The organism is Pararhizobium sp. O133 (genome assembly GCF_051669845.1).
In the GTDB taxonomy this organism is placed as follows: domain Bacteria; phylum Pseudomonadota; class Alphaproteobacteria; order Rhizobiales; family Rhizobiaceae; genus Pararhizobium.
Genome location: NZ_CP196428.1, coordinates 102,143 through 118,389, shown reverse-complemented (window position 1 = coordinate 118,389; position 16,247 = coordinate 102,143). Strand labels below are relative to the sequence as shown.

Annotated in this window: 13 protein-coding genes and 1 riboswitch; of the genes, 8 read left to right on the top strand and 5 right to left on the bottom strand. The window is 57.4% G+C overall.

Annotated elements, in window-relative coordinates:
* Nucleotides 1-200: 200 nt before the first annotated feature.
* On the top strand, nt 201-2,912 hold the full coding sequence (locus ACST81_RS25390) for a LuxR C-terminal-related transcriptional regulator (RefSeq protein WP_142859747.1): 2,712 nt from the start codon (nt 201-203) through the stop codon (nt 2,910-2,912).
* On the opposite strand, the gene ACST81_RS25385 is transcribed toward ACST81_RS25390, so the two are convergent.
* The 5 genes from ACST81_RS25385 to ACST81_RS25365 form a co-directional block, all read right to left on the bottom strand.
* The gene (locus ACST81_RS25385; RefSeq protein ID WP_142859748.1) at nt 2,909-4,075 is read right to left on the bottom strand and encodes a mandelate racemase/muconate lactonizing enzyme family protein; all 1,167 of its coding nucleotides are present in this window, start codon (nt 4,073-4,075) and stop codon (nt 2,909-2,911) included. The two genes, ACST81_RS25390 and ACST81_RS25385, sit on opposite strands and share 4 nt — an antisense overlap.
* A 581-nt stretch (nt 4,076-4,656) precedes the next feature.
* A complete protein-coding gene (locus ACST81_RS25380; protein ID WP_142859750.1) occupies nt 4,657-5,571 on the bottom strand; it encodes a LysR family transcriptional regulator in 915 nt (304 codons plus the stop codon).
* Nucleotides 5,568-6,068: a riboflavin kinase gene (locus ACST81_RS25375; protein ID WP_142859752.1), complete on the bottom strand. Its 501-nt coding sequence runs from the start codon at nt 6,066-6,068 to the stop codon at nt 5,568-5,570. Before ACST81_RS25375 ends, ACST81_RS25380 begins: the two co-directional genes overlap by 4 nt.
* Before the next feature lie 52 nt (nt 6,069-6,120).
* Nucleotides 6,121-6,546 carry a GlcG/HbpS family heme-binding protein gene (locus tag ACST81_RS25370; RefSeq protein ID WP_142859754.1) on the bottom strand — a complete coding sequence of 142 codons (426 nt, stop codon included), beginning with the start codon at nt 6,544-6,546 and terminating at the stop codon, nt 6,121-6,123.
* 16 nt (nt 6,547-6,562) lie between these two features.
* Nucleotides 6,563-7,543, bottom strand: a complete 981-nt coding sequence (locus tag ACST81_RS25365) for a D-2-hydroxyacid dehydrogenase (protein WP_142859756.1) — start codon at nt 7,541-7,543, stop codon at nt 6,563-6,565.
* Nucleotides 7,544-7,657: 114 nt separating this feature from the next.
* Nucleotides 7,658-7,746, top strand: a riboswitch (glycine riboswitch).
* A gap of 125 nt (nt 7,747-7,871) precedes the next feature.
* Here ACST81_RS25365 and ACST81_RS25360 point away from each other — a divergent pair.
* The 7 genes from ACST81_RS25360 (at nt 7,872) to ACST81_RS25330 (ending at nt 16,244) form a co-directional block, all read left to right on the top strand.
* Nucleotides 7,872-9,122 carry a D-amino acid dehydrogenase gene (locus ACST81_RS25360; RefSeq protein ID WP_142859758.1) on the top strand — a complete coding sequence of 417 codons (1,251 nt, stop codon included), beginning with the start codon at nt 7,872-7,874 and terminating at the stop codon, nt 9,120-9,122.
* 232 nt (nt 9,123-9,354) lie between these two features.
* Nucleotides 9,355-10,461 carry an LLM class flavin-dependent oxidoreductase gene (locus ACST81_RS25355; RefSeq protein ID WP_142859759.1) on the top strand — a complete coding sequence of 369 codons (1,107 nt, stop codon included), beginning with the start codon at nt 9,355-9,357 and terminating at the stop codon, nt 10,459-10,461.
* Between the two features lie 102 nt (nt 10,462-10,563).
* Nucleotides 10,564-11,739, top strand: coding sequence for an ABC transporter substrate-binding protein (locus ACST81_RS25350; protein WP_142859761.1), 1,176 nt, complete (start codon nt 10,564-10,566; stop codon nt 11,737-11,739).
* Between the two features lie 83 nt (nt 11,740-11,822).
* On the top strand, nt 11,823-12,740 hold the full coding sequence (locus ACST81_RS25345; RefSeq protein WP_142859762.1) for an ABC transporter permease: 918 nt from the start codon (nt 11,823-11,825) through the stop codon (nt 12,738-12,740).
* A gap of 5 nt (nt 12,741-12,745) precedes the next feature.
* Nucleotides 12,746-13,534, top strand: coding sequence for an ABC transporter permease (locus ACST81_RS25340; RefSeq protein WP_142859764.1), 789 nt, complete (start codon nt 12,746-12,748; stop codon nt 13,532-13,534).
* Between the two features lie 10 nt (nt 13,535-13,544).
* Entirely contained in the window at nt 13,545-14,624 is a 1,080-nt protein-coding gene (locus ACST81_RS25335; RefSeq protein ID WP_142859766.1) for an ABC transporter ATP-binding protein, read from the top strand.
* 24 nt (nt 14,625-14,648) lie between these two features.
* A complete protein-coding gene (locus ACST81_RS25330) occupies nt 14,649-16,244 on the top strand; it encodes a GMC family oxidoreductase (RefSeq protein ID WP_142859768.1) in 1,596 nt (531 codons plus the stop codon).
* Nucleotides 16,245-16,247 lie beyond the last annotated feature (3 nt).

Below are 16,247 nucleotides of genomic sequence, written 5' to 3'. Positions count from 1 at the left end.
GCTCCACCCCACCAGCAAACCATCCCTCTTGCCGTGCTCAAAACGCTATCACCGTTAGAAAGGGCTATCCCCCCCTCGAATGGGGGGGTGAGATGAGGTAATAGGTGACGTGAGGTAGACGCGCCCTGAAACAACGGACCACGGTGCGCGGGGGGATCTAGATCAGGCGCTAGAGACGCCTACAAGCGAAGTGGGAGGTAATGATGACGGCGGTTCCTCACACGAAACTGGCACCGCGCGCGATCAACTTCAAAGAGATGGCGCGCCCGCGGCTAAAGCAGTTCCTGACGACGGCATCCAGCACGCGCGTCACAATCGTCACTGCGCCCGCTGGCTACGGAAAAACCGTCACATTACGGCAATGGCGTGAAGTCCTGCTAACTCAGGGAGAACGTGTCGCCTGGATGGAGCTTGACCAGCGCGACAATGATCCATCGTCGCTCTCTCGCTTGTTGCAACAGGCAATCCTCGGTGAAGAGCTTGCCGACCCGCGTTCTTGGCGCGCGAGCCTCGATGCGTTGATCGAGAGAATGTCGCTCCTGCCGGAACGGGTTTGGCTCATGTTCGACAATTACAGTCTCGACAGCGGTGAAGGGGTGGATGAAGTGATTTCCCACCTCATCGATAATGGGCCGGATCACCTGCGCACCGTCATTTCCGGCCGAAGGCGTCCCCGGATACCGATTGCCAATCTACGTGTCGCAAACCAACTGCTCGAACTTTCCCATGAGCAACTGCGCTACGATCCGGAAGAATTGGTGCGATTTCTGCATACTAAACATCCGGCTGCGATAGATCTCGTTGACCATGAATTCATTACCGCCATCACGCGCGGTTGGCCGGCCGGGTTGAGAATGACCGCGACGATGCTTGGTCGCTACAAACGAACTAAGGACGCCTTGGCAGCCCTTGCACAATTGCCCGCAGAGTTTGCAGAGTTTTTTGCGGAATGCGTGGAAACTGACCTTACACCGCAACAGCTAGCTCTATTGGCCCGCACATCCATGCTCGATGAACTGAGCTTACCTGTGTGTAGGACCGTGGCCGGCGCTGCAGGCATCGAAGATCTCTTTCGCCGGCTGCGGTCTGGTGAACTATTCGCGAATTGCATCGATGAAGGCGGCACGCGGTTCGTGCTTCATCCACAGTTTCGCCAGTACTTGCGGACCTATTTGGACGAAAGGCTAAACGAAGACGGAAAGCTGCGGAATGCCCACGCCAGCGCGTGGTTCGCGCAAAACGGTAACTGGCAACTCGCCGTACAGCATGCCTTCTCAGCCGGAAATACACTTCAGGCGCTGGAATGGGCTCGACGATGCGCGCTCGAAGAAGTCGCGAAAGGCAATCTTTCCATGGTGCTCGGCTGGCTGGGGCAGATTTCTGTGGGCCAACTGATGGGAGATGGCGCGTTGCTGGCAGCCGCGGGCACGGCTTATGCTCTCAGCTTGAGACTGGACGACGCGAGGTCGATCGCAGGCATGATCGAAAATCTGCTTGCGGCGTCACCGTCCGATCCCGCTATCGACGAGCTATCCGACTATCGGAAAAGCCTGTTGATCTTCATCGCTTATATGTCGGATGACGGCACCACGTTACTGGCTCTCGCTGATGAATTTCGTAATTCCGTTTCACAGGCTTGGTCTGTTCTTGTGGTGGGCAATGCCACGATTCATGGGCACTTGATGGGCGGCAACATCGCTCTCGCCCGCGATTCTCTGCAGCCATTGCCCAGCGAAGCTGACCAACCGGCGCTGTCCTTCTCAGTCGTTTGCAGAACCTGCCTGCTGGCTCTGTGCGACGTGGCCGAGAATAGGCTCGACGAGGCAGAACCACGGCTCCGGCAGGCGCTTGACCTGGCGCAGAGGGTCACTGGGAGCGATACCGCGCCTGCTGTACTGGCAGCCAGCCTGCTGGCCTTCGTGCGCTACCAGCGCAACGATCTATTCGAAGCGGAGTCGCTGCTTTCAGGTCACCTCGATCTCATTGAGCAAACATGCTTTGTTGAAGGTCTGATCGCCTGCTATCTGACTTTGGTACGCATCATGGTCTCGCGCGGCGACTGGAAATCGGCATCTCAACTTCTTGAACGCGGGGACGCGGTAGGTCGAAAGCGAGACTGGCTGCGCCTTAGAACCGTTTGCATCGCTGAACAGATAAGGCTCAATTTACTCCAATCTCGACTAGCACAAGCCCGTACTCTCATGACGGGTTTCCGAGGTATGGTTCAGGCCCGGCCACCGACGGACAGGTCGCCGACATCTTACGGCTGGCGACTGCTAAGAATGTGCGAGGCTCGGCTCCTCATCGCTGAGAACAAGCCTCATCAGGCAGCTGAAATTTTCCAGCTTCAGATGCATAGCTTCGCTTGGGACAAGCCAGCCGAGTTGGAAGCGGGGATCGAGTACGCCGTTTCGTTACTAGCGATAGGCAGACGTGGCGTGGCAATGGAATTGATGACCAGCCTTCTTGCGCAAAGCGAGATTGGAGATGTCATCCGCCCGTTCATTGACTGCGGTGCAGGGGCAATCACACTGACGCAATCAGTAATCGCCTTCTTGCAGAACCATAACAGCAAGCGAGTTTCGACGGATTATCTCCACAGGCTGGCAGCTGCTCTGGCAACGGTTCAGGTCGAGCGCCAACATGGATACAATGAACCGTTCGGGACATCATCCTTGACACTGCGGGAACGCGAGGTGGTTAGTCGTGTGCAGCACGGTATGACCAACAAGGAAATCGCATCGGATCTCAAAATTGGCCTCGAAACCGTGAAGTGGCATCTAAAGACGGTCTTCAAGAAATTGAAGGTCAGGAATCGGACCGAAGTTGTCTCGGTAAGTCAGGCGGCGCTCGGTCATCCTGGACCTCGGGACGACGCTGGTCGCCCCGAGACCGAGGATGTTTTTCATTAAGCGGCTTCTTCGAGGTAGTCGTAGCAGCAATATGGCTTGAGGCGTTCGGTATCGACGTCCGCGCCGAGGCCCGGATCGGATCCGACTTCCAGTAAGCCGTTTTTGATGCGGTCTTCGGGAGCATTCTTCAGAACCTGAACGTAGCCCTGGGACTCCGGCAGGTAAGGATAGATTTCGAGGTCCATTGCATTGGCGCAAGCGGCCCAGACCTGAAGCGTAGCGGCCGTACAGAGAGACGACGCGCAGTTATGAGGAGACATTCGTGCGTTGTATGCCTCTGCCATCGCTGCGATCTGGACCAGTTCGAACACGCCCCCGCAATTGCCAACGTCCGGCATGACAACGTCGATAGCGCCGGAATCCAGGAGGTTCTTGAAACCGTTGCGGGTATAGACGCGTTCGCCGGCGGCGATCGGGAACTTGTATCGAGCGGCCAAGTTTTTGAGGCCCGCGAGGTTGAATGCGTCAAGGGGCTCCTCGACCCAGGAGACCTTGAGCTCTTCGCAGACGTCGAGGATTCGAACCAGTTGGTCGTTATTGACGCCACCTGAAAGATCGATGAGCAGTTCGGCCTGATCACCGACGACATCCTTGAGAAGGCGAATACGATCGATAGCGCGCTTGAACTCGTCGGCGGAAAGCGAGCGGCGCTGGACGTGGGTCAGCGTACGGCCCGGCTGTTGCGTTGCAAGAGGATAGCTCTTGAGCATCTTGTAGCCATCCTTGAGCGGGCGCTCGGCGGCCTTGGCCCACTCGGTGGCGTCATTGCAATGGTAGTTCCAGCCGTTCGCATAGACCGGTGCGGTGTCCTGGAAGCGGCCTCCGAAGAAGTCATAGACTGGGACGCCTGCAGCCTTGCCCTTGATATCCCAAAGCGCCTGGTCGATCGCGCTTACCGCAGCGAAGGCGATCGCGCCGCCGCCCTTGGTCCAGAAAGAGTTGTCGTAGATCGCGTGATAGACATGGCGGGGATAGTTCGGGTCCGCACCGATAACGCGCGCGGCATAGTCGGCGACCATGCCGGCTGCACCGCGAGCACCGAGGCCGTATGCCACGGCAGCTTCGCCCCAACCGGAAACTCCCTCATCCGTTACGACTTCGACAAGCACCGGGCGCACACCGCCGGTCGGGATCCGGTACGCCCGGATATTAGTTACACGCATGGCTGCACTCCTTCGTGCAAGGTATCGAGATACCTTGGCTTGGATACTGAGATTTAATCGGAACGCTCATGTCCAGAAGAGGCTTTCGCCCCTGTCTGCTCGCCTGCTCCGGCGGCAACCAATTCATCACCCAACATCGGAACTTTCGCAAAATTGAAGTTCTTATGGGGATATCAGCGGCACTTATGGGGATCACGTCCGGAGTGTAACCGACGATCTTACCGTCCTGGACGAAATCGAACGGCGCGTCGGCCGTTTCAGTCGCGACCGTGAAGACGCCTTTCTCCTGGATCGATGAAAGGGCAGGCCGAGGCGGAGAAGGACACGCCGACGGACATCGCAGCGGAGAGTGCCGCCGACGCTATGTGTTTAAAGATTTTCATGGTTGTTGCCCAGATGGTGACTGTGTCCGAATCCCGGCCCGTCAACGAGTTTTGTGGGGCAGCGAGGCTCTTGCTGCGTCAATCCGCACAAGTGCGCCGCCGAGCGCACTACAGTCATCCCGCATTGCGAAATCGACAGCAAAACCGAAGGTTTTATGCCTCCATGAGTGAAGCTTATGACCAGGCGCGCGGAGAGCTTTAGGTCCGATCGGGTCGGGAGATGTCCTCGTATGACAGCAAGGCCGTCTTGAGGCTGCCGTAGCATTTGTCCGCCACTTTCGACCTCGGTCGATATTTCGGACGGATCAGATAGTAGTGGGACGGAGATGCGTCGGATATCCGGTGGTATACGACATCCAGGCTCCCGTTGGTGAGTGCTCTCATAGCGCCGCACGTGATATTGTCGACCACCGCAACGCCGCCGTTCGAAATGGCAAAACATGCCATCGGGAAGAAGTTGGAAAATTCCACCTTGGGGGGCGCGATTTTCGACCGAATCTGTCGACTGGATCGATTCTCCTCGTAAAGCGTACAGACGTTGTAGCCTTTGATCTCCTCAGTCAGCAGGGTATCGCCTTGCGTCGAGATCAGACCGCGTGGCGAGACGGCGTAAACGGGAATGTTGAAGACCTCGACCTCGAACAGCGGTGAATTCGTCAACACTTCGAACGCCCCCTCATCGGTCAACGCGATGTCGTGAAGTTGGTTTTCCATCTCCGATACGATGGAGGCAGAGGTCCCGATCATGAGACGAAACTGCTGTCCCCCAGCCGCAATCTTGGAAATTGCGGTTGGAACAAGGTGGGTTCCCGCATTCCCGGAGGATATGATCGATATCCTTGGTACCTCGATTGAGGTAAGGCGGCCGAAATGGTGACGTATGTCGTTCAATTGAGCCATCACCGGGCTCACCTGCTGGAATAGCACCTCTGCCTCGGCGCGCGGTGATATTCGTCCTGCGTGTCGGTCAAACAGCGTGGTTGTCAGCTGCTCTTCAAGTGTCGCTATCGTCATACTCACGGCAGGTTGAGTGCGACCGAGATTCTTCGCGGCCTTCGAGATGCTGCCAGTCAACATCACTTGGTAGAATGCCTCGATCTGGTGATATTTCATTTTTTGCGGCCCCGTGCCGTAATCTCATCCCCCAGCGAGATTTTTCTTTTCCGCAGAACCTCCCTGGCCATCACCACGTCCAGATCGATCTGCTGGACCATTGCCTCAAGACCGTCGAACTTTGTCTCGGGACGCAAATACTCGATGAATGTCACCTGACATGTCTGGCCGTAAAGATCGCCGGCGTAATCGAGGACATACGTCTCCAATAGCAACTCGCCGTCGTCGACGACTGTCGGCCGCCGGCCAAAGCTGGCGACACCATTGCGAACGGTTCCGAAGCCATCCCGAAATCGCACCGCATAAATCCCTGGCGCGAGCCTACAGCATCCGCCCAGCTTCATGTTCGCCGTCGGGAAGCCGATTGCACGTCCGAGCTTAGCGCCATGAACGACCACACCTCGAACTTCCACCTGTTCTGCGAGGGTGGTTGCGTATCCATGGTGGTGGGCGCATTCTTCGGGAACCAGCAAGTCCGTTTCTTCAAGTGCAAGCATGTTCGCCTCCTTCGAACGCGCGGGGCGGTAGACACCCGGCCCGCGCGACGGTTCATTCGACGGGGTCGGCCCCTATAGCCGCAAGAGCAGCCCTGCCGACTTCGATGTCCTGATCTCCAGTGCCGGAGCCCACTCCTATTGCACCCGCCAGCTTGCCGCTGAACTTGATCGGCAGACCGCCGGGCAGATTTGTGACGCCGCCGCCAGTGGCAATTCCGGCGGCAATGCTGAATTCGGGTGTCATGCCGCCTGTCTTATTGCGGATGGACGCCGATGTGCGGGCCTTAGCCTTCGCTGTCTGCATGCTTAGGTATTTTGCTCCGTCCATACGGAGACTGGCGATCGTCTCGCCGCTGGCGTCAACGATACAAATGCACTGCGGAACCGAGATTTCCGCGGCTTTCGAAACCGCCGCAGCCAAAGCGTCCAACGCACCTGCGTGCGATAGGACAAGTGCTTCGAGATAGGAATCGGTCATCATATTCTCCTAGGGGTTAGTATCCTGCGGTCGCATCGACACGATTCCGTAAGGGTTCGCCACGCAGGTCCCTGCCAATGTTGTCAGCGAAGATCGAAAGGCAACGGTCGACGTATCCGTCGGCGTCGTCACAGGAAATATGCGGGAAGATGATCAGGTTGGGTACATCCCACAGCTGACTGTCGGCCGACAGGGGTTCCTCGTCGAAGACGTCCAGCGCAGCACCGCTCAGACGGCCATCGACGAGCGCCCTGATGAGGGGCCCCGTATCGACGAGAGGACCTCGCGCGATGTTGAACAAAGACGCGCCTGGTTTCATCAGGGCCAGTTGCTTTTCACCGATGAGCCCCTTGGTCGAGGCAGTGAGAGGGCAGCTGACGACAAGGCAGTCGGCCAGGGTAAGCGCCTGGTCAAGATCTGCGACGGTGAATACCTCATCGGCCGATGGACTGGTCTTACCTGAACGGGTGACTGCTACAATCCGCGGGCCGAACGGGCGCAAACGGTCCGCAATCGCGGTGCCGAGCGCTCCAAAACCTACGAAGACTATGGTCTTCGTATCGATCCCCGTCGCGAGGCGATTGTCCCAGCGATGGAGCCGCTGATTTTGAATGTGTCGCGGCACGCCCTCGCACAACATGAGAACGGTCATTAAGCCGAAAGCGCCGCCCTTCTTCGCGTGTACGCCGCTGCTGTTTGTCAGGACCGCTCCGTTCGGAAGCCAGTCGAGCGGCATATACTTCTCGACGCCAGCACTTGTGCAATGAACCACACGCAGGCGCTTGCCGTGGACTTTGAGGCGCGCGGTATCGAATCCGGAGCCGACGAAATAGTCTGCGGCTTCTAGCGCCTGGTAGTCGGGAAATTGAGCGTTGAATGATCGCACTTCTGCAAATCCCGCTACCGCTCCTAAAGCCTTGAGAACAGCGGGTTCCGAGACGAAGTAGGGGGACCCGGGCGGCACGGCGTTTTCCACGTATACGGAAAAATCACGCATAATCAATCCTTTAAGGTTATTTGTTATGTAGATGCAATTTGTGTGCCAATTTAATAATTTCCGATACGAAGGACTTGCGCAAGATCCAAACATGTGAGTACCCTAAGGGTGTTCGAAGGCCGTGCAGGAGAGATGGCACCGACGCCACGCCGAAGGAGCAACCCCCCAGGAAACTCTCAGGCAACCAAGACTGCACAGTTTGAACGATCTGGAGAGAGGCGCTCGCGTCCACCGAAGGGGACCCCCGTGGGGAAAAGCTCTCAGGTAAAAAGACAGATTGGGGGCTATGGGGCTGGCGAAGCCCCGGCACCAACTGTTGGAGACAAAAGTGCCCCATATCGCTGTATTAGGCGCCGGTATTACCGGCGTGACAACTGCTTACGCGCTTTCACGCCGCGGTTTCGACGTTACCGTTATCGACCGCAATCGTTATCCCGCGATGGAGACCTCGTTTGCCAATGGCGGACAGCTTTCTGCAAGCAATGCTGAGGTCTGGAATCATTGGTCTACGGTCTTGAAAGGCATCAAATGGATGCTCAAAAGCGACGCGCCGCTTCTCATGAACCCTACCCCGAGCTGGCACAAATATTCCTGGATGGGGGAATTTGTGGGGGGCATAGGCGGATATCGCACCAATACGATCGAGACTACGCGGCTCGCAATCGCTGCGCGTCAGCACATGTTCGAAATAGCCGATCGCGAGAAGATTGAGTTCGACCTCGAAAAGCGGGGCATCCTCCATGTCTACTATGACAAACCGAGCTTTGATTATGCCGGCAAGGTGAACGCGATGCTGACCGAGGGCGGCCTGGACCGGAGATCCGTATCGCAAGAGGAAATCAAGGCGATCGAACCCGCGTTGGTCGGTAATTTCTACGGCGGCTTCTTTACGCCGTCGGATTCCACAGGAGACATCCACAAATTCACGCGCGGCCTTGCCAAGGCATGTATGAAACGCGGCGTGAATTTCCTTTTCGACACGGAAATCCAACGGGTAGAATCCGGAGAAAGCACGACTGTTTACTGGAAGCCTGCCGAAAACCCTGGAAGCTCAAGCAACGTCCTGACGGCTGACGGCGTGGTTGTATGTGCTGGCGTCGGCAGCAGGAAAATCGCTGGGATGCTCGGCGATCGAATAAATGTCTATCCGGTAAAAGGCTACTCGATCACGGTTCATCTCGATGACGAGCGAAGCCAGAACGGCGCTCCCTGGGTCAGCCTACTCGACGACCGGGCAAAGATCGTCACGAGCCGTCTTGGAAACGACCGGTTCCGAGTCGCCGGTACGGCGGAGTTCAACGGTATCAATCGCGATATTAGACATGATCGCATCAAACCCTTGGTAGATTGGGTGCGCACGCTCTTTCCAGAGGCCTCGACATCCCGCGTCGTGCCTTGGGCGGGCCTTCGCCCCATGATGCCGAACATGATGCCACGGATAAAAAAGGGCTGCCGTCCCAACGTTTTCTACAACACCGGACACGGTCATCTTGGTTGGACGCTGTCAGCGGCGACGGCGGAACTCGTTGCGGAATTGGTTCAGCAGACGCCGACCTCCAGCGGTCGCAGGACAGCTTGAACAAACCGGGGCCTGGCGTATGTCGGGCCCCGTTATTTCGTCCGTAAGACTGTCTCAAGACTAAGCGCTCTCAATATTGAAACTCAAACCTGAGACCGCACTGGAAAAGTGAGACTCGTCAGGTTTGTTCGTTAACGTACTGATTCCGCAGCTATTTCCAGCGTGGCATATCGCTTGCTCATGAATATGCGAGGATCGGACAGGCCGATCTCAATTCTAGAGGAGATACCAAATGGACCTCGGTCTATTTATGATGCCCCTGCACGATCAGCGGCGCAACTTCACTGAACTCCTGAAACAGGATCGTGAAGCAGTGATCCTCGCCGACCGTCTCGGCTTCTCGGAAGTTTGGGTTGGCGAGCACATTAGCTGCTCCTGCGAACCGATTGCCGACCCGCTTCAATTTTTCGGTACGCTGATCCATGCGACGAAGCAGATCAAGTTCGCCACGGGGGTCCTGAACCTACCGCAGCACCATCCGGCACGTCTCGCCGGCCAGATCGCACAATTCGACCATCTCTCGGAAGGCCGTTTCATCATGGGCGTTGGCCCGGGCGGTCTCGTGACCGATATGGAACTGTTCGGCACGCAGGAAAAGAACCGCGCCGAAATGACCACCGAATCCATCAAGATCATGCACCAGATCTGGTCGCAGAACCCGCCCTACAACATCAAGGGCAAATACTGGGACGTGGTTATCGAGAATACGCTCATTCCCAGCCTCGGTTTCGGTCCGATGCTTAAGCCGTATCAGCAGCCGTTCCCCGAGCTGGCGATCTCGGTGATGAGCCCATCTTCAAGCAGCGCGCGCCAGGCGGGCGAAAACGGCTGGAGCATCGTCTCTGCCAACTTTACCCCGGTCGCCAACGTCAAAACCCATTGGGAACAGTACGTCGTGGGCTGCGAAAAGGCCGGCCGTCGCCCTGACCGCAACAAGTGGCGTATCGCACGTTCGCTGCTCGTGACCGACAGCGATCAGGAAGCGGCCGACTACCTCGCCGAGGGCACGTCTTCCTACCGCTGGTACTACGAGTACATCGTGGAAGATATGAAGGCGTTCAAGCTCCTCGGCGTGCTCAAGCCTTCGATGAACACGTTGGACAGCGACATCACGGTGCAGAACTGCCTCGACTGGATGGTGCTCTCGGGCTCTCCGAAAACAGTTCTCGACAAGCTCGTTGCCTTCGTCGACGAAGTTGGCGGTCCGTTTGGCTCTCTCATGATGACCCAGAAGGACTGGGACCGCCCCGCCATCCACAAGCGCTCCATGGAACTCCTCTCGACCGACGTCATGCCAAAGCTGCGTCAACACGTGGGCACGCTCGCTGCAGCCGAGTAACGCGTCCTGCAGTCCAGCCACGCGGCCCGGGCCGCGTGGCCACTAATAAGAAAATTTCACGGGAATATTCACTCTTCACCTATTCGAACTGGGAGCCCTGTTATGAAGCATGAAGACCACAACAAGAAAGAAATCACGTCCGCCCGAACCGCAGATCTTTTTAACGAGGTAATGCTCGCCCGCCGCAGCTTCATGCTGGGTACGGCTGCCATTGCAGCCGGTGCCACGCTTGGAGCCTGGGTACCCCAGGCACGTGCCGCCGTCGGTGGCAACCTCGAAGTGATGGCCTGGGAAGGCTATACGCTCGAGACCGAGACCGCGGAATGGCGCAAGGCTAACAACATCACCATGCGCGCTGCCATCATGAGCAACCAAGATGACGTCACCGCAAAGATCGTCGGAAGCAACGCCGTTCGCCTCGACCTCGCCGAGTACTCCAACGGCTACAACGCGATCTACAATGAGCTGGGTGTCCTTACGGAGCTGGATGTCTCCAAGATCCCCAACTACAATAAGGACGACATCTACGCCCCGTTCTACGAGGGTGACATGTGGTACTGGGATGGCAAGAACTGGGCCATGCCTTGGGTCTGGGGTCTGGACACGATCGTCGTCAATCCGGAACTGACCGGCTTCGAAGTGAAAAGCTACGAGGACCTCCTCCGTCCGGAACTCACCGGGAAACTTGCGTTTCTCGACAATCCGCTCACCGTTTGGCCCCAGATCGCGAAGGTCACCGGCTACGGAGAAAAGTTCCCGAACTTGACGAAGGACGAGCTTGGCGATTGCTTCGAGAAGCTAAAGCCCTACCGCGATCAGACGAAGGTTTTCGCCTCGTCGAACGGCGACGTCATCTCGCTTTTCGCCTCCGGTGAAATCGCCGCATGCTTCTGTGTCTGGAGCGCCGTTCCGCTCGAAACGGCCAAACAGAACGTCAAGACGGTTGCGGTCTACCCGAAGGAGGGCGCAGCCGTTTGGGCGGACGCTTGGTTTATTCCCAAGACCGCCGAGAACATCGAGACCGCCCACGCCTTCATCAATGAGGCACTTGAGCCGGAAATCCAGGCATCCATTTCGAAGACCGCCGTCGCAGCAGCTGTTTCCAAAAAGGCGCCCGCCTTGATGGACGCGGGTACGAAAGCTCTTTTCGACTACGACAACTTCGACCAACAGTTCAAGACGATGAAGGTGTACGGTCAACCGCCGCGGACCTCTACAGAGTTCGCGACATACGACGACTGGCTGCAGGTCTGGGCCGACTTCCGCGCGGGCTTTTGATGTCCCGGGCCAGCGGGACAATTACCGCTGGCCCGCTCATCAGTGCGCTATGATATCTTTCTTACATAACAGGATGTACGCTCATGGCGACTGCCGCTGACTACGTCGAGAAGCACAATGCGGTCACCCCGCGATCGTCCGGGTTCAGCCTCGCGCCGGGTTTCGCACTCGCAGGTCTGCCGTTCGGATTTCTGCTCGTTTTCTTCATCTTACCGGTGGTCCTCCTATTCGTGACGAGCTTTTTCACGGCTCGTTCCTTTGTGATCGAACCCGTTTGGAATCTCGACAACTATGCCAGGATTTTGTCTGCGGCTGGCTTCTGGCAAGCGACTTGGGTCGGAATGAAGAACGGCTTCTTCACCGCGACTTTCTCCGTGATCCTCAGCTTTCCGGTGGCTTACTTCCTTGTCTACAGGACCAGAAGCAACATCATCATGTATCTGGTGCTGCTGTCCTGGTTTTCCAGCTATCTGGTCCGCGTCTATGCTTGGCGGACGATTCTCGGCACAAACGGCGTGATCAACTCGCTGCTCATGGGTAGCGGGATAATTTCGCAGCCGCTCGAGGTCATCCTCTTCAGCCCGTTTGCGTCGGTCCTGACGCTGATCCACATCATGCTGCCGTTCTCTCTCCTCATACTCGTCGCGTCCCTACGCGACGTCAAACAGGACTACTTGGATGCTGCTCGCGATCTCGGCGCCACGAAGGCTGGGGTGTTCGTGAAGGTCATCATGCCCATGGCTTACAAAGGGATCGTCGGCTCGTTCATGTTCACGTTTATCCTTGCCGCTGGCGACTACATCACTCCGCAGCTACTTGGCGGCAGAGACGGTGTAACCAGCGGTCTCCTCATTGCCAATCAGTTCCGCAGCGCCGGAAACTGGCCGCTGGGATCAGCCATGGCCTTCACGCTCTTGGCAACCTTCATCGGCGTCTACATCGTGTTCACTATGACGCTGAAGATTCTAAAGCTCGCGCCTGGCCGGCGCTATCACGGGTGATCGATATGCTACGGGCTTATCTCTCTGCTTACCTATTCTTCCTGTTCGCCCCGATCGCGATCATCATCCTGTTCAGCTTTCACGCGAGTCCCGCCCTGACATTCCCCCTGCAGGGGCTTAGTCTGCGGTGGTACGAACTACTGGTTTCGAAGCCTGACTTCGTGGCATCGCTTCTCAACAGTCTAAAGGTAGGGTTCTTTACCGCCGCCGTGACCACGATACTAGGAACGATGGCGGCCTTAGCGCTCATCCGGATGAGGCGTAACCACAAATCCGCATTCGAGTGGCTGAATTTCGCCCCGATCGGTCTACCGGGTCTCTTTATTGGTATCGCGCTCGTAACGCTGTTTGCTCAGATCGGGCTCGCGCGGTCGCTCATTACGGTCACGATCGCTCACGTTCTCTGCACACTGCCGTTCTTCGTGGAGACTATGCGCTCGCGCGTCAACTATTTCGACCAGTCGCTGGAAGAAGCTGCTCGCGATCTCGGAGCCTCGCAGTTCCAGACCTTCCGAATGGTGACCATTCCAATCCTCGCGCCCACCATTGCCGGAGCGGCCATCCTCTCGTTCGCCCTTTCGTTCGACGAGTTCATTGTCACGGTTTTCGTGAGCGGCAATGACACGACGCTTCCGCTTTACATCTGGTCGATGATGCGGCGCACCGTCGATCCCTCGATCAATGCTGCCAGCGTTATCGCGTTGGCACTTTCAATTGCCGTTCTGGCAGCGGGCGGTTTCACTCTCTGGCTTCAAAGAAAACGAGCTGTCGCCGCGCGCGACACGAATGAATAAGGGGATCGTCATGTCTCAGAACATTGTCGAGTTGAACAATATCACCAAGTCCTTCGGCATCTTTACAGCTTTAGAAAACATAAACCTGACCGTAAAAAAGGGGGAAATCCTCACCTTGCTTGGGCCGAGCGGCTGCGGAAAGTCGACCCTCATGAGGATCGTTGCGGGTTTCGAGGACGCGACATCTGGCGACGTTGTGATTTCCGGACGAGATGTAACGCGAGTGCCGCCCGAGAAACGGCCAGTCAACATGGTTTTCCAGCGCTACGCGCTTTTCCCCCACCTTGATGTCTTCGACAACGTCGCTTTTGGCCTTCGCCTGAAAGGCGTTCCCAAGTCGCAGGTGAACGACCAGGTGACGGCCATGTTGAAGCTGGTACAGCTCGAGGAGTTCTCCAGCAGGTGGATCGGCGAGATAAGCGGTGGTCAAGCCCAGCGCGTGGCGTTGGCGCGTGCGCTGGTGAACAAGCCCTCGGTTCTCTTGCTTGATGAACCTCTTGCGGCGCTCGACCTCAAGATTCGCCATCACATGCTCGACGAGCTCAAGCGTATTCACACCGAAACCGGGACTACGTTCATCTACGTTACGCACGACCAGGATGAGGCGATGATCCTGTCGGACCGCGTAGTGCTCATGAACAAGGGTACCATCGAGCAAATCGGAACGCCGGACGAGATGTATGGCGCGCCCAAGACGTTGTTCTGCGCGAAGTTCTTCGGGGACACCAATCTTCTCGATGGGAAGGTCAAGTCGTCGGACGCGTCCGGCGCTCTGGTCGAACTGCCAATCGGGGCCGCGCAGGTTGCAGCGAGCAGCCTGCGCGCGGGCACACCCGTGCACGTCTCTATCCGGCCGGAGGCGATCAGCATCGCCGCATCCGACGGGCATTCCGAAACGGTGAACCGGGTGGAAGGCAATGTGGAAGATGTCGTCTTCATCGGCAGCCGGGTTGTGTACAAGGTCCGTCACGAGACGGGGGCACTACTGAAATGTCAGGAGCATCGCGCAGCAGCCGGAATTCGTTTCGGCGTCGGTAGCCCGGTGTCCTTGCGTTGGGACCCGGCGTCGGTCGTCGTTCTCGCGAGCTGAAGCAGAAATTTATAGGATCTCAAAATGTACGATTATATTGTCGTCGGTGGCGGCTCGGCGGGTTGTACTATCGCGTCACGGCTTAGCGAAGACTTTGACAGCAAGGTTTTGCTTCTCGAGCAGGGCGACCGCGACTGGAGCCCTTATATTCATCTTCCGGTGACGTATTATAAGACTTCGAAGAGTAACATGCTCACCCGCTACAAGCTCGAACCGCAGCATCATCAGGGCGGGGTTACTCCCGAGTTTGTGCAGGGGCGGGTTCTGGGTGGCGGAAGCTCTGTCAACGCAATGGTCTACATGCGCGGAATTCCCAGCGACTACAATCAGTGGGAAGCCGACGGCTGCACGGGCTGGGGCTACGACGACGTGCTTCCGTATTTCAAGAAGGCGGAAAGCAACGAGCGATTTTCCGGAGATGTCCACGGGACCGAAGGTCCGCTCAGTGTATCCGACCAACGCCACACGCATTACCTCACGAAGGCATGGGTGCGGGCGGCACAGGAACTAGGCATCAACTTCAATCCCGACTTCAACTCTGGTGACCAGGCCGGTGTCGGTTTCTACCAGGTCACGATGAAGGACGGACTCCGTTGCAGCGCCGCTGCGGCGTACCTCAAGCCCGCGCGCAAGCGTAAAAACCTCACGGTTCAAACCAAGACCAAGGCCCTCCGGATCATTATCGAGAACAACCGCGCCGTCGGCGTCGAGTACTTTCATAAAGGTCAGGTGACGCGGGCGATGGCCTCACAGGAGGTAGTGGTATGCTCCGGTGCCATTGGTTCGCCACATCTGTTGCTTCTTTCGGGCATTGGCCCAGCCGATCATCTCAAGGAGATCGGCGTTGACGTGAAGCATGACCTTCCGGGTGTCGGCCAGAACCTTCAGGACCATTTCGACATGTTCCTGATCTACGAGTTGACGGGTGCTCATAGCTACGACAAATACAAAAAACTACGCTGGCAGGCCTGGGCGGGGCTGCAATACGCCTTGTTCCGGAACGGTCCCGTCACGTCAAACGTCTGCGAAGGGGGGCTTTGCTGGTACGGAGCGGAAGACGACAAGCTGCCGACCCTCCAGTACCACTTCCTGCCGGGAGCGGGCGTCGAAGAAGGGTCCGACTCCACTCCGAGTGGCAACGGATGCACGACGAACGTCTACCAGTCGCGTCCTCGGTCGCGGGGCTTCGTCAAGCTCCGCAGCGCTGATCCGAACGTCTTTCCGGCTGTCGATCCCCGCTACTGCGCCGAGGAGTATGATGTGGAATGCCTCGCGGAAGGTGTTCGCATCGGCCAGGAAATCCTCCAGCAAAGGTCACTTTCTAAGTACGTGTCACACCCGTTCCGCCCTGGAGGCATTCTGAAGACGAAGGCCGAGCGTATGGAGTTCGTCCGAGCAACGGGGCAAGGCGCTCTTCACCCATCGGGCGCGTGCAAGATGGGGACTGATGACATGGCCGTCGTAGACACCCAGCTCCGAGTTCGCGGCATCGAGGGGCTGCGCGTTGCAGACACTTCGATCCTCCCCCGCGTTCCGTCTGGAAACCTGAACGCGCCGGCGATCATGGTGGGTGAGCGGGCAGCGGATTTCATCCGTGGCAACAAGTTTTCGGCCGCTTGAGAG

Bases quoted from the DNA above. Each gene is read 5' to 3' on its own strand.
- ACST81_RS25390 (WP_142859747.1), top strand. From the start codon at position 201: ATGATGACGGCGGTTCCTCACACGAAACTGGCACCGCGCGCGATCAAC.
- ACST81_RS25385 (WP_142859748.1), bottom strand. From the start codon at position 4,075: ATGCGTGTAACTAATATCCGGGCGTACCGGATCCCGACCGGCGGTGTG.
- ACST81_RS25380 (WP_142859750.1), bottom strand. From the start codon at position 5,571: ATGAAATATCACCAGATCGAGGCATTCTACCAAGTGATGTTGACTGGC.
- ACST81_RS25375 (WP_142859752.1), bottom strand. From the start codon at position 6,068: ATGCTTGCACTTGAAGAAACGGACTTGCTGGTTCCCGAAGAATGCGCC.
- ACST81_RS25370 (WP_142859754.1), bottom strand. From the start codon at position 6,546: ATGACCGATTCCTATCTCGAAGCACTTGTCCTATCGCACGCAGGTGCG.
- ACST81_RS25365 (WP_142859756.1), bottom strand. From the start codon at position 7,543: ATGCGTGATTTTTCCGTATACGTGGAAAACGCCGTGCCGCCCGGGTCC.
- ACST81_RS25355 (WP_142859759.1), top strand. From the start codon at position 9,355: ATGGACCTCGGTCTATTTATGATGCCCCTGCACGATCAGCGGCGCAAC.
- ACST81_RS25350 (WP_142859761.1), top strand. From the start codon at position 10,564: ATGAAGCATGAAGACCACAACAAGAAAGAAATCACGTCCGCCCGAACC.
- ACST81_RS25345 (WP_142859762.1), top strand. From the start codon at position 11,823: ATGGCGACTGCCGCTGACTACGTCGAGAAGCACAATGCGGTCACCCCG.
- ACST81_RS25340 (WP_142859764.1), top strand. From the start codon at position 12,746: ATGCTACGGGCTTATCTCTCTGCTTACCTATTCTTCCTGTTCGCCCCG.
- ACST81_RS25335 (WP_142859766.1), top strand. From the start codon at position 13,545: ATGTCTCAGAACATTGTCGAGTTGAACAATATCACCAAGTCCTTCGGC.
- ACST81_RS25330 (WP_142859768.1), top strand. From the start codon at position 14,649: ATGTACGATTATATTGTCGTCGGTGGCGGCTCGGCGGGTTGTACTATC.